This is a genomic window from Acinetobacter sp. FDAARGOS_515, assembly GCF_003938865.1.
GTDB classification, from domain to species: Bacteria; Pseudomonadota; Gammaproteobacteria; order Pseudomonadales; family Moraxellaceae; genus Acinetobacter; species Acinetobacter ursingii.
The window spans coordinates 1,443,600-1,456,926 of the sequence record NZ_RKIX01000003.1; the positions used below are offsets into that span (position 1 = coordinate 1,443,600).

12 protein-coding genes are annotated in these 13,327 nt (G+C 42.9%); 9 read left to right on the forward strand and 3 right to left on the reverse strand.

The features are described from left to right. Positions 1-31: 31 nt before the first annotated feature. The 6 genes from EGS47_RS08350 to EGS47_RS08375 all read left to right on the forward strand — a co-directional run bounded on the left by EGS47_RS08350 (position 32) and on the right by EGS47_RS08375 (position 6,586). Positions 32-973, forward strand: coding sequence for a LysR substrate-binding domain-containing protein (locus EGS47_RS08350; RefSeq protein ID WP_005001706.1), 942 nt, complete (start codon positions 32-34; stop codon positions 971-973). Positions 974-1,291: 318 nt separating this feature from the next. After that, positions 1,292-2,200: an outer envelope protein gene (locus EGS47_RS08355; protein WP_049173874.1), complete on the forward strand. Its 909-nt coding sequence runs from the start codon at positions 1,292-1,294 to the stop codon at positions 2,198-2,200. A 100-nt stretch (positions 2,201-2,300) separates the two neighbouring features. After that, positions 2,301-2,795 (forward strand): nucleoside deaminase, encoded by a 495-nt coding sequence (locus EGS47_RS08360; protein ID WP_004985588.1) that lies wholly within the window; start codon positions 2,301-2,303, stop codon positions 2,793-2,795. Between the two features lie 119 nt (positions 2,796-2,914). Next, positions 2,915-4,525, forward strand: a complete 1,611-nt coding sequence (locus tag EGS47_RS08365; protein ID WP_004985586.1) for an ABC transporter ATP-binding protein — start codon at positions 2,915-2,917, stop codon at positions 4,523-4,525. Between the two features lie 27 nt (positions 4,526-4,552). Beyond that, positions 4,553-5,659, forward strand: a complete 1,107-nt coding sequence (locus tag EGS47_RS08370; protein ID WP_004985584.1) for an ABC transporter permease — start codon at positions 4,553-4,555, stop codon at positions 5,657-5,659. A 9-nt stretch (positions 5,660-5,668) separates the two neighbouring features. Beyond that, positions 5,669-6,586 (forward strand): ABC transporter permease, encoded by a 918-nt coding sequence (locus tag EGS47_RS08375; protein ID WP_005001710.1) that lies wholly within the window; start codon positions 5,669-5,671, stop codon positions 6,584-6,586. 491 nt (positions 6,587-7,077) lie between these two features. On the opposite strand, the gene EGS47_RS08380 is transcribed toward EGS47_RS08375, so the two are convergent. Genes EGS47_RS08380 through EGS47_RS08390 form a run of 3 tightly spaced genes read right to left on the reverse strand, consistent with a single transcriptional unit; the run spans position 7,078 to position 9,986 of the window. Further along, complete coding sequence (locus EGS47_RS08380) at positions 7,078-7,650, reverse strand: L-threonylcarbamoyladenylate synthase (RefSeq protein ID WP_125269532.1); 573 nt, start codon at positions 7,648-7,650, stop codon at positions 7,078-7,080. Between the two features lie 42 nt (positions 7,651-7,692). After that, on the reverse strand, positions 7,693-8,823 hold the full coding sequence (dprA, locus tag EGS47_RS08385; RefSeq protein ID WP_049173876.1) for a DNA-processing protein DprA: 1,131 nt from the start codon (positions 8,821-8,823) through the stop codon (positions 7,693-7,695). Between the two features lie 11 nt (positions 8,824-8,834). Next, a complete protein-coding gene (locus EGS47_RS08390; protein ID WP_005001713.1) occupies positions 8,835-9,986 on the reverse strand; it encodes a LysM peptidoglycan-binding domain-containing protein in 1,152 nt (383 codons plus the stop codon). A 121-nt stretch (positions 9,987-10,107) separates the two neighbouring features. Here EGS47_RS08390 and def point away from each other — a divergent pair, with 121 nt between their 5' ends. From def to EGS47_RS08405, 3 genes are all read left to right on the forward strand, one after another. Continuing rightward, complete coding sequence (gene def, locus EGS47_RS08395) at positions 10,108-10,632, forward strand: peptide deformylase (protein WP_004985572.1); 525 nt, start codon at positions 10,108-10,110, stop codon at positions 10,630-10,632. A gap of 85 nt (positions 10,633-10,717) precedes the next feature. After that, positions 10,718-11,149 (forward strand): DUF2946 family protein, encoded by a 432-nt coding sequence (locus tag EGS47_RS08400; protein WP_371863916.1) that lies wholly within the window; start codon positions 10,718-10,720, stop codon positions 11,147-11,149. Between the two features lie 100 nt (positions 11,150-11,249). Then, entirely contained in the window at positions 11,250-13,292 is a 2,043-nt protein-coding gene (locus EGS47_RS08405) for a TonB-dependent copper receptor (RefSeq protein ID WP_005001718.1), read from the forward strand. The last annotated feature ends 35 nt before the right edge of the window (positions 13,293-13,327 follow it).

The window sequence follows — 13,327 nt, forward strand, 5'->3', positions numbered from 1 at the left end:
AACTTCGTTTTAGTAAAATAAGGACAGCTTGGTGATTCATCCTACAAACAAATGGGAAGCGTTGGATGCACATTTATTGCAAGTGTTATATGTGCTCTTGACTGAAAAAAGTGTATCTAATGCAGCCAAACGACTGAATCAATCACAACCTGCCATTAGTACTGCTTTAAAAAAACTCAGGGAAATTACGGGTGATCAACTTTTGGTGCGTAGTCGAAATGGCATGACTCCAACTGAGCGTGGATTATCTCTACTTGAGCCTGTGAGTCAGGTACTCAGCCAACTCGAACTGATCGCGACTCAGCAAGTCAATTTTGATCCTGCGCAATCGCGCCAAGTCTTTAATCTGGCTGCATCCGATTATTTAAATCCGATCGCGATTGGTGAAATTCTGCGTAGGATTCATGTGGAAGCTCCGCATTGTACGGTGATTATGCATTCGATGGGACACAATGTGGATTATGCCCATGCACTGGAAAGTGGCATGTATGATGCGGTGATTGGCAATTGGCCGCAACCCCCAGAATATTTACGGCTTGCGCCACTGTTTGAAGATGAAGTCGTTTGCCTGATGCGTAAGTCACACCCACTCGCCAACAAAGCTTTATCCATGGATGATTATTTAAATGCTGATCATATTGCACCCACACCTTATACGGTTGGCCAACGTGGTGTCATCGATTTACATTTATCTAAAGAACGACTGAAACGTAATATTGTGGCATTTATTCCATATTTTGGGATGATTCCGTACATGTTGCTACAACTTGACGCGATTTTCTCTGCACCGCGCTCATTTTCTCGCCATTATAGTGCATTATTACCGTTGACGATTTCGACAGCACCGATTCAGTTTCCTAAAATTTCTTATTATCTACTTTGGCATGAACGCCAGCACCGCTCTCCTGAATTTCGTTGGTTCCGTGATTTGGTGATTTCGGTGCTGAGAAACGATAGTCATGTGGTCAATTAATTCTTTGCAGTTTCTTTCTCTCAATCACTTACGTTCAAGCACAGGGAAATCGTGCAGCTATTGCCCTGTGCTTTTAATGCTCTGTATTTTCATGAAATTCGATTAAAAAAAAGACTGAATTGCAGGTTTATATCTATTTTAACATAAGCAACATTGTACATTTTTAATATGCCAATCTTTGGTAGGAAATTTGCCTTTATCTCTGAGTCAGATCGTTTTGCATTGGGGCAAACGTGATTTTAACAAAGCAATCAATCAGTATCTTGAAACGAATATTGTGCGCTTTGATCTTAACAAGGTGATAAGGGGAAATGTGTAATGAAAGTATTACAACAAGGTAATGCACTTAAAACGTTAATGACTGCTATGGCGACTATTCTAGGGGGAGTAGGTGTCATGCAATCTGCACAAGCCGCAACATGGAGTGATACTTCGATTGGTTGGCGCTACGGCACTCAATTTGCTGAACCGTATAAAAATGATGCAGATGGCAGCCGTACTGATATTACCAAACAGATTTTTAACCTGACCCATGCCAGTGGCGATAAATATGGTTCAAATTTCTTTAATGTCGACTTGCTTCAGTCTGATGATGAGCCAAATAGCACGCAATCCAACAATAAAGGCACTCAGGAAGCTTATGTAGTCATTCGTCGCTATCTGGATTTAGGTGCAATCACCAAAACCAACTTATCTGTACCAGGCTACATTCGTGGCGCAGGTTTAACAGCAGGGTTGGACTGGAATACCAAGAATGATAGTTATAGTTCTAAAAAGCGGATGTGGGTGGTTGGACCAACGATTCAATTTGATGTGCCTGGCTTTCTAGATTTTAGCATCTTGGCATTATTTGAAAGTAATGATCCTTCCTCAGATACACCACGTTTTGGCTATTCTTCTGGTCGCTATACTTACGATACACATGCAGCAGCTCAATTCACTTGGGGCATTCCAATTGCAAAAACACCATTATCTTTTGAAGGCTATGCACTCTGGATTGACTCTAAAGGGAAAAATGAATCGGGTGGCGATACCAAAGCTGAAACCCATATCGATGCACGGGTGATGTATGACCTAAGTTCAGTGATAGGTCTTAAAGGCAGTAAGTTGCGTGCTGGTGCAGGTTATGAGTACTGGAAAAATAAATTCGGCAATGATACCGATGGTTTTGCCGGAAAAGGCGCAACAGCCAGTACTCCAATGGTTCGTGTGGACTACCACTTCTAAAATGTATTGAGGATGCAGGTTGAGCGTAAGCAACAAGACCTTAGCTTGTTTACGCTCCATCCTCATGTTCAAGTGCCATTGAATCCCAAGGGACAGCGAAATGACAACACATGATCAGGCCACAGCTCAAGACCTGTTTTTTTTAAGAAAAACCTTTGAACTGGCAGAACAAACCAAACAACAAGGCTTACATCCTTTTGCTGCGATTGTCGTGAATGCACAAGGGGAAATCGTGACACAGGCAGGCAATAACTCATTACCACCCACAGGTGATCCGACTCGCCATGCAGAAACTGTAGCCGCAGGACAGGCTGCGCGACTGTTACCCTTAGAACAGCTTCGAGGTTGCACGTTATATACCAATGCAGAACCCTGCGCGATGTGTTCAGGTGCTATTTATTGGACGGGCATTGGTCGCGTGGTTTATGGCATGAGTGAGGGTCAATTACTCGAAATCACGGGTAATCATCCAGAAAATCCAACCTTGTCTTTACCTTGCCGACAGGTCTTTGCCAGTGGACAACGAGCTATACAAGTGATTGGACCGTGTTTAAGTGAAGAAGCAGCACAAGCCCATCAGGGGTTCTGGTCTTGAGGTAAGCCTGAAGCTGATCATTATTTTATTTTTTAAATGATCTATATCTACCAAAGCAATGTGATTTTAGCATGGCATGTCCCTTGCTTCATTTCAATCACCTGAACCAAAGAGATGACATGATGGCACTACCTTCCGATACAGTCTCTGTTGATCCTGTCTTCAATACGACGAGCAACAAGTCAACGCCTATTATGCAGCAAAATCGTCTGGAACTGATCAATATTACCAAGCGCTATGGCAGCTTAGTCGCCAATGATCAAATTAGCTTACAGGTCGCACCAGGTGAAATCCATGCAGTGCTTGGAGAAAATGGCGCAGGTAAAAGCACCCTGATGAAGATTATTTATGGTGCTGTCAAAGCCGATGAAGGAGAAATTGTCTGGAATGGTCGTTCGGTGAGTATCGAAAGTCCTGCCGCAGCCCGACGTTTGGGTATTGGGATGGTCTATCAGCATTTCTCGTTATTTGAAACCCTGACCGTTGTGGAAAATATTGCATTGGGCTTGGATGAAAAATTTGATCTAAACGCCTTATCCAAACGCGTGATTGAGGTGTCTGAAAAATATGGATTGCCTATCGATCCAAAAAGAACCGTTTATAGTTTATCGGTCGGGGAACGACAACGGGTTGAAATTGTTCGTTGCCTATTACAAAACCCATCATTGCTCATTTTAGATGAACCGACTTCAGTGCTGACGCCTCAAGCAGTGTTGACCTTATTTGAAACCCTACGCCGTCTGGCCAGCGAAGGCGTATCAATTTTATATATCAGTCATAAACTCAATGAGATAAAAACGCTCTGTGACTGTGCCACTATTTTACGTGGTGGAAAGGTTACAGGCACGGCCATTCCAAAACAAGAAAGTACCGCTAGTTTGGCCAAAATGATGATAGGTCGTGATCTTCCTGCTTACGAACATCCAGTTTATACAGGTGAAAGTCTGCCCATATTTGAAGTCAAACAGCTCAATGTACAGGCACCCGATATTTTTGGGACATCCCTTGAGAATATTCAGCTCAGTGTAAAAACAGGTGAAATTTTAGGGATTGCAGGGATTTCTGGAAACGGTCAGGCTGAACTTTTGACCGCTTTGTCTGGTGAAATCACCACAGCCAAAGATTGTGTCCTGTTAGAAGGTCGTGCGATTGGGAATTTAAATGCAGGACAACGCCGTGCATTGGGTTTTGGCTTTGTCCCCGAAGAACGTCTGGGACGTGGCGCAGTGCCTGCCATGAGTTTAACTCAAAATGCATTGTTGACCGCATTTCGACAAGGTTTTGTTCGTTATGGACTGGTCAGTTATGAAAAAGCACGTCAGTTTGCACAGGACTGTATTCAAAAATTTGCAGTAAAAGCTTCTGGCACTGAAGCTGCTGCTCGTTCCTTATCGGGAGGTAACCTACAAAAATTCATTGTAGGACGTGAAATTTTACAACAGCCAAAGGTCATGGTGGTGGCACAACCGACTTGGGGCGTCGATGTCGGAGCCGCAGCTTTTATCCGGCAGACTTTGATTGATTTATCCCGTCAAGGGGTTGCCATCATCGTGATTTCTGAAGAACTGGAAGAATTATTTGAGATCAGTGATCGAATTGCTGTTCTGGCGGCAGGTCGCCTGAGCCAAGCTCAACCTGTCAGCGAAACCAATGCAGAAGCCATTGGTTTGATGATGTCAGGATTAAATCGGCAAGCTGAAAGCTCAAGTGTTTTAAGCGCAACAGCTTAGACCATTTCATTTGAACGGGGATTATATATGCATTTACTCGAACCACGTGATCATCCATCGACATTAATGAAGTGGCTTTCACCTATCATTGCGCTGGTCGCGACTTTCACTATTGGTGGCTTGCTGTTTATGGCTCTAGGGAAAAATCCACTTGAAGCGTTTCAGGTGTTTTTTATCGAGCCATTATCCAGTTGGTATGGCTGGAGTGAATTGATAATTAAAGCCAGTCCCTTAATTTTAATTGCATTAGGTTTATCTGTTGGATTTAAAGCTCGTATTTTCAATATTGGTGCCGAAGGTCAGTTGATTATGGGGGCGATCTTTGGGGGTGGACTGGCCATTGCCTGTCAGGGAGTTTCAGGATTTTGGGTATTGCCATGTATGGTGATTGCAGGGGCGATCGGTGGTGCGTTGTGGGGAGCCATTCCTGCTTTATTAAAAACCCATTTTAATGCACAGGAAACGCTGACCACGTTAATGCTGAATTATATCGCGACCTTCATTTTACTGTACCTAATTAATGGGCCGTGGAAAGATCCAGCAGGTATGAATTTTCCACAATCGGTAATGTTCGATGATGGAACCTTGTTTCCAATTTTATTTGAAGGCACACGGATCAATGCCTTGATCGTGGTCACCATTTTTGCAGTCTTGGCATTTTGGTTGTTTAGTAAACGCAGTTTTCTGGCGTATAAGCTCGAAGTGGGTGGACAAGCGCCTGATGCGGCACGTTACGCAGGTTTTTCTGCCAAACAGGCGATTTGGTTTAGCTTGATGATTTCAGGTTTTATGGCCGGTATTGCAGGAGTGGGTGAAGTCGCGGGGCCTGTCGGACAGCTTAATCCTAATATTTCTCCAGGCTATGGCTATGCAGCAATCATTGTCGCGTACTTAGGTCGATTAAATCCGATTGGAATTGTACTGTCAGGCTTCTTGATGGCTCTGCTTTACATCGGCGGGGAAACAGCCCAGCTCAATCTACAACTCCCTGCCGCAATTACAGGATTATTTCAGGGCATGTTGTTGTTTTTCTTACTGGCAGCCGATGCTTTTATCGAAAATCGCTATCGTTTTGGCAAGTCTAAAACCATGAAAAAAAATACAGCTTCCCTTGCATCAACTGAAACAGCTTAGGAGTCAGACATGATTGATTTAGTTCCAATTCTGGCCGGAACGCTGGCCGCAGGTACACCACTGATCTTTGCAGGGATGGGAGAATTAGTGGTAGAACGTACAGGTGTGATCAATCTAGGCGTTGAGGGAATGATGCTGATTGGCGCGATTGCAGGTTTTGCTTTTTGTGCAAGCACGGGATTAGGGCCTGCCGCGGGTTTAATCGCAGGTGCAATCGCAGGGATGGCAGCCGCCTTAATTTTTGCAATTTTGGCATTATCTCTAGCAGCCAATCAGGCAGCCTGTGGTCTCGCACTGACGATTTTTGGTGTAGGTTTATCGGCATTTGTGGGACAACATTTTGTGAGTAACAGTCTGGAAGGCTTAAAAGCGCTAGATATTCCAGTGCTCTCCGAGATTCCTTTTATTGGCCCGATTTTGTTTCATCAAAACTATGTCGTGTATTTGTCGATTTTAACGTTTTTTGTGATCTGGTGGGTTTTGGCAAAAACTAAGCTGGGTTTATTGCTTAAAGCTGTTGGAGAATCGCCAGAGTCGGCACATGCCATGGGTTATCCCGTCTTATTGATTCGTTACGGTGCAGTTCTGTTTGGCGGTGCAATGGCGGGAATTGGCGGTGCATTTTTATCGACTGTCTATACGCCACTGTGGGTGGAAAATATGGTGGCAGGTCGTGGCTGGATTGCGATTGCCCTAGTGGTATTTGCAGTCTGGAAGCCAGCACGATTGATGATTGGTGCATATTTATTTGGCGGTGTTACGATTTTACAGTTCCATGCACAGGCTTTGGGTTTAGATCTACCTGTTGAACTGTTGGCATCCTTACCTTATTTGGCAACTATTTTAGTGTTGGTGGTCATTTCGCGAGATAAAAAATTGCTGCAAATGAATTTGCCTGCCTCTTTAGGTAAATCATTTATTCCTTAAGGTTTCTAAAAACAAGAACCCTAATGATGAATAGATCACGCATTCAGAGATCTATTCATCAGCGTTAAATCTTTTAAAATAATTTGCTTAAAGAGCCGTTGGGTTGTTGTTTCTATATGATTTTTAAATAAATTTAAAATATGACAATAAATTCAAAATTTTAAAAAAATGAATGAAAATAGAATGATAATTTTAATTATTAAGTATAATTGAATAATAATGCTCATTATTTATAGGTTTTTATAAGATAAATAATATATTTGTATAAGACAAAAGAATCATCCATAATACATTCATTGCAAAATATGACTTAAATTCTAATCAGTCATTGCGATCAGATTTAGTTTACCCTCTGGATGTGATTGAAAAACATCCTTTTTATGCTCAACCATCTATGTGGTTGAGCTTTTTTTATTTCTACAGATCAATGTTTCAGCATTGAATAAGCAAACTGAACTTAGACAAATTAACGATCAGTACTTCGGGTTGCTCTAAGCGCGTATAACCTGCCCTGTCAAAGCATCGATAATGCGACTTGGTTCTTGACTCAAGCCTAAATCACCATTGAGATAATCAACTTTTGAGTCGAAATATTGACTCGCATCCTGCAAAGAACGTGCAGGTTCTAATCCTGCGGGATTGGCACTGGTGGAGACAATAAAACCATTAAATGCATGACACAGCGCCACACATAAGGCATGTGTCGTAACTCTTACCGCGACTTGGCTGTGCTGTCCAGTAATCCACTTGGGAATTTGTGCTGCATTGACGGGGAGTAGCCACGTGGTCGCACGTTCAATCACGCTGCGATCGGTCCAGCTTTGAATCACCTGATGTTGTCGTTCTGAATCAAGATTCTGAAGTAAAGGTCGGACTTGATCGATATGACCTGCCAGTAAAATAACCCCTTTTTCAATTGGGCGTTGTTTTAGGCTGAGAATTTTATGAAAGGCTTGCTCATTAAAAGGATCGCAACCTAATCCCCACACGGCCTCAGTAGGATAGGCAAGCACATTGCCCTGTTTCAAGCTTTGTGCTGCTTCTACAACGGAGGTGGTCAGCATGATGATGTCCTGCTTGGATAAAAACAGTCGCTATTGTGAACGTTAATAGCTTGGTCGGCAACGTTGATATAAACCAGCCTGCTGCATACATAGTCCCGAGAGTTCCAGTTCCATCAATTGACCAGTTAATTCGGCAGTTGATCCACTAAAGTTTTGAGCGAGTTGATCGATACTTTGTCCGATCCAGTCCAGTTGTTGATATAAGCCAATTAAATGCTCTGGGATATGATGAGTTTGCTCAGTTGAGTCAGGTTGCACTTGCTGATTGATGTGCCATTGAGTTGGCAGCGCTAAATCTTCAATGATCTGTTCAGGATGATCAACCAAAATTGCACCTTCCCGAATCAGTTGATGGCAACCTTGATGAAATTCGCTATAAATATGACCTGGAATCGCAAAAATGAGTTTGCCTTGTTTGGCTGCTTCATTGGCGGTGATCAATGAGCCGCTTTGCTGTTTGGCTTCAACCACCAGTACTCCCAGACTTAAGCCACTCACGATTCGGTTACGCCGTGGAAAATGACGTTGTAAGGGCAAGGTTTGCGGTAAAAATTCACTAATGACTGCGCCTTGTTGTGCTATTTGTTGGCGTAAATCTTGATTGGCTGTCGGATAAGTCGTATCCAGACCCGTACCCATGACCGCGATACTACGCTGATGCTGTAAACCACCCTGATGTGCTGCTTCATCAATCCCATGTGCCAGACCGCTACTAACAAAGAAGCCTTTTTCACTTAAATAAAAAGCAAAATCATAAGCCACCTGTCGACCATGTGGACTAGGTTTGCGGCTACCTACAATTGCAATTTGCGGTTGTAGTAAGGCATCCACTTTACCCTGCCCAAAAATAATCGGTGGGCGATCTTCATAAGGAAGCAGTTGCGATGGATATAGCGTATCATCGGGTGTAACAATAAAATCGGTGTACTGTTTTATCAAATTAATCAGTCTGGCAAAATCCTGTTGACCAGCATCGCTTTGATATTCTTGAACACGTTTTAGATGACTGGCATGTAAGCCCAACTGTGACCACTGTGCCAAATGTTGGGGCAACATGGCTTGTTCACAATCACCAAAATGATGTTTGATTTTTTGAAATGCAGAAAGAGAATGTTGCACCAGATACCACACCGCAATGGTGTGGTAGTGATGAGGATTCAAATTGTTTAGCATAAGATGAGTTTTTAATCGTCAAGACGAGGAGGCAAAATCTCAGCACCCACTTTAATCGGTAGAGAACTTTCTAACACATAGGCATAGCTTAGTTGGTCAAAAGTTCTAAATACCATCAAGGTTCCGACTTTCTGATTTGGCAATTTGATTCTTTCTTTGGTTTTAGGGTCTTGAACCGTTTCACCTTGTTGATAAATTGCAAAAACATGACCTGATTGCACACCATCCAGACGACCACGATCAATGGTGACTACACTATTTTTAGCAGCAGAACCGATTGAACCCATTACCCGAACGATCTGTCCACCTTGAGTCACCTGATTGGCTTCTGTTGGATAGAACAAAGTTGGTAACATGGCTTCTTGTTCAAACATGACCAGATCACCACGACGAACCTCGGCATTATAGCTATCGGTCAATTCCATGGTGGCAATATCATGGTCGACTTGAGTCACAATACCTGAAGCGACTTGTAGTAATTCCAAGCCCACGGTGTGTTTTTTGCCATTTGCATCCGTCAATACATAAGGTTCGCCTTTACGATAGACCGCATAGCGTTGACCCGAAGTTAGGCCCTGACCACGTACATAAACATTTTGCCCTTTACCTGCCAGTACACGCTGATCTGCTGTCCCTAAAATATAAGGCGTATTTTCGATACTGTCACTCGCGACAATGGCGGTACGATCTAACCATTGTTTGATATTATCTAGTGGAATCACAGGAATCGTATTGCTGAGTTGTTCAATACGAACTTGAGGCTGTAGCGTGGTTCGTCCCGAATAACGACGGATAATACCTTCACAACCATCACCTTCGTCACGGCCTACCAGTGGACGTCCATCTAGCGTACATAACAACAAACGATCACCCGGATAAATCCAGTGTGGATTTTTAACGTGTTTATTGCTTGCCCAGATTTCAGGCCAGCGCCAAGGTTTATCCAGAAATTTTCCTGAAATATCCCACAATGTATCGCCTTTTTTAACGACATAAACATTTGGTGCACTGGCTCTGAGTGAAGGTGGATTCACGTTTGGACTTGCTGCATAGGTTGCACTGAGTCCCGTCATCCCGAGTCCAGCGCAAATCGCCACAGCGATACAATGTTTTTTCAACCCCAAGGCATTAAATGATCGAATGCCGTGCAAAACCTTTTTCATTATCATAATTCCTAAAAATTATGTGTGTAGTTGCGTTATAATCAGCACAATACACACATTTTTTTGATGAAGCTTTTTCTTCATTGGTTTTTCGATCAATGGCATAAGTGAGGATAACCATATGGCCTTATTACCTATTTTAAGTTTCCCAGATCCCCGCCTGCGCACCATTGCTAAGCCAGTTGAAGAAGTGACCGATGAAATTCGTCAACTTGCAGCTGATATGTTTGAAACTATGTATGAAGCACCAGGTATTGGTTTGGCTGCGACACAAGTAGATCGTCATATTCAACTGATTGTCATGGATTTGTCTGAAAATAAAGACCAACCCATGGTATTTATTAACCCCAAAGTTACCCCACTCACCGAAGAAACTCAGCCGTACGAAGAAGGCTGTCTCTCAGTGCCTCAAATATACGATAAAGTTGAGCGTCCGTCACGTGTCAAAATAGAGGCAATTAACCTTGATGGTCAAGCATTTGAGTTAGAGGCTGACGAACTTCTCGCTGTTTGTATCCAACATGAAATGGATCACTTAAATGGCAAGTTATTTGTGGATTATTTATCGCCACTAAAACGTCAACGAGCGCGTGAAAAAGTTGAAAAAGTGGTGCGTCAACGTGAAAAAGTGGCAGTAAAACGCTAATTTTGGCAAAAGCTGTTGTACTAAAAGTCCAATTTTGATTGGGCTTTGTTATACTTGCCGACGAAAAAATGTTGAGATGAACGTTTTGCTGTTACGCACAGGGTTGCTGCTGGGTTTTACCGCAGTATTTTTACAGGTCGCGGTATTTTTACAACCGCTATTACCGAAGCAATATCAAATTGCTCCGGTCTGTGAAACTATTACCCAAGCGTTAAGGTTAACTGCGTCATCTTCTTCTGATCATTCCTCGCATTCAGCGATGCAGCATATGCATCATGATATGTCTGCAACATCCAGGCCTACACAGGGTCATGACCATCATGATCTGAATCATCAATGTCAGTATTGTACGGTCTATGGCAATCTGGTGTTACCTCCTGAACTCGAAGTTAAAGAAGTTTTAGTCCGGATTCAGATTCGCTTATTGGCATATCAACAAACGTTTCGGCATATTTACTTCGCGCTTCAGCGACTTTTTTTACTACCTCAGGGTCGAGCCCCGCCTGTTTTCGCATAATTAAATACCTTTAGCTTTCTAGGTTTTAAAGCTTACATCTGCTTAAGCTGTTTTTGCGCAGTTTAGGCCACCCCGTATTTATGTTTTGAGATAAACAGACATGACTCAAACTCAATTTTTATTACAGCCGCTTTCGGCTGCGGTTTTGATCGCCCTTGGTTCTAGTGGCGTGTTTGCAGAAGATGATATTCAAACCAAAAAAATGGCACCCATCGTGGTCACAGCTCAGGATAATCGCCTATCAAATGGTTTGATTGTTCAAGCGGATCCCAAACAGCCGATCCAGCCTGTACCTGCAACCGATGGTGCCGATTATTTACAAAGCATTATGGGCTTTAATGCGATTAAAAATGGTGGAACTAATGGTGATGTCACCTTTCGTGGCATGTTTGGTTCGCGCATCAAAATTTTGACCGATGGCACAGAAAATCTGGGTGCTTGTCCAGCGCGTATGGATGCGCCCACTTCCTATATTAATCCAGAAAGTTATGATCGAATTACTGTGATCAAAGGGCCACAAACGGTTCAATATGCCAATACAGGTTCTGCGGCAACCGTGATTTTTGATCGGGAACCAGAAAATTTAACGGCCAATCAACCTTATCGTGGACAGGCCAGTGTCTTGATGGGATCTTATGGACGACTCGATCATAATGTGGAAGCGGCGATCGGTGATGAAACTAAATATGCGCGTATTAATGCCAATCGTTCAGTAGCCAATGATTATGAGGATGGCAATGGTGACAAGGTTCATTCTAATTGGGAACGTTGGAATGCCGATTTAGCTATAGGTTGGAAACCGACACAAGATTCATGGATTGAACTGAAAGGTGGAAAAGGCGATGGCGAAGCGGCATATGCTGGACGTACGATGGACGGAACACAGTTTCAGCGTGAAAGTTTAGGATTACATGCAGAACAAAAAAATCTAACCGATGTGATTAAAAAAGTTGAAGCTCAAGTGGACTATAGCTACAACGATCACATCATGGATAATTATAAAATGCGTACCCCACCCATGATGCCTATGGCCATGGAAGTCACGCGCCGTACACTTAATACACGAGCAGCGATCACTACAGAGTGGGATAATTTTAGTGTGATTTCTGGTGTTGATCGTCAGGAAAATAAGCATGCGGGCAATATGTACATGCGCGATGCAAATCCAATTCCACCGTTAGATGGAGATTTACGCTTTGAATCTTATGGTGCGTTTAGCGAATGGACCTATCGTTTAAATCCAAACAATAAACTGGTTGCTGGTGCACGTTTTGACCATGTCAAAGTGGACAGTGCTGAAAATGATCAGGAACGAACAGATACTAATCCAAGTGGTTTTATTCGTATCGAAAGCACCTTGCCTGAGCATGGTTTTAAAACCTATGCAGGAATAGGTTATGTTGAACGTAGTCCAGATTATTGGGAGCTGTATAGCACCGCGACGGATCATGGAAACGGTTCAACCAATATGATGGGTCAGTCTTCTTATTTAATGGTTAATAATTTAAATAACTTAAAGACCGAGAAAACTGCTCAATTGGATATCGGGTTTGAGCAGCAACATGGTGCTTGGAACACATGGGCTTCAGCGTATGCGGGGTTGATCAATGATTTTATTCTGGTCAGATATAATGCGCCAAACGCAAGCCAAATGTATCCATTGGCAAATAATGTTGATGCGACGATTGCAGGTGCAGAAGCAGGTGTGGGTTATCAATTTAATGAGCATCTTCAGGCTGATCTTTCTGCAATGTATGCATGGGGTGAAAATACCACGGACAATAAACCTTTGCCCCAAATTGCACCGTTGGAAGGGCGTTTGAATCTACGTTATGTACAGGAAAAATACAGCTTAGGTCTGTTATGGCGTGCAGTAGCTGAACAGAATCGGATTAGCCTAAACGACGGTAACATCGTGGGCTATGATATGGGGAAAAGCAAAGCCTTTTCGACGCTAGCCATGAATGCAACATACAAGTACAGTGAAGCACTCGACTTCTCAGTCGGGATTGATAACCTACTCGATAAAGCCTATAGCGAACACTTGAATAAATCGGGTGCTGCCTTGTTCGGTTATGCTGCCAATGAACAGGTTAATAACATTGGTCGTAACTACTGGGCGCGTGTCAGTATGAAATTCTGATTTTCTGGATATAAACATCGTTTCAATTTTATGGA

Bases quoted from the DNA above. Each gene is read 5' to 3' on its own strand.
- EGS47_RS08405 (WP_005001718.1), top strand. From the start codon at position 11,250: ATGACTCAAACTCAATTTTTATTACAGCCGCTTTCGGCTGCGGTTTTG.
- EGS47_RS08380 (WP_125269532.1), bottom strand. From the start codon at position 7,650: ATGCTGACCACCTCCGTTGTAGAAGCAGCACAAAGCTTGAAACAGGGC.
- def (WP_004985572.1), top strand. From the start codon at position 10,108: ATGGCCTTATTACCTATTTTAAGTTTCCCAGATCCCCGCCTGCGCACC.
- EGS47_RS08360 (WP_004985588.1), top strand. From the start codon at position 2,301: ATGACAACACATGATCAGGCCACAGCTCAAGACCTGTTTTTTTTAAGA.
- EGS47_RS08370 (WP_004985584.1), top strand. From the start codon at position 4,553: ATGCATTTACTCGAACCACGTGATCATCCATCGACATTAATGAAGTGG.
- EGS47_RS08365 (WP_004985586.1), top strand. From the start codon at position 2,915: ATGATGGCACTACCTTCCGATACAGTCTCTGTTGATCCTGTCTTCAAT.
- EGS47_RS08375 (WP_005001710.1), top strand. From the start codon at position 5,669: ATGATTGATTTAGTTCCAATTCTGGCCGGAACGCTGGCCGCAGGTACA.
- EGS47_RS08355 (WP_049173874.1), top strand. From the start codon at position 1,292: ATGAAAGTATTACAACAAGGTAATGCACTTAAAACGTTAATGACTGCT.
- EGS47_RS08390 (WP_005001713.1), bottom strand. From the start codon at position 9,986: ATGAAAAAGGTTTTGCACGGCATTCGATCATTTAATGCCTTGGGGTTG.
- dprA (WP_049173876.1), bottom strand. From the start codon at position 8,823: ATGCTAAACAATTTGAATCCTCATCACTACCACACCATTGCGGTGTGG.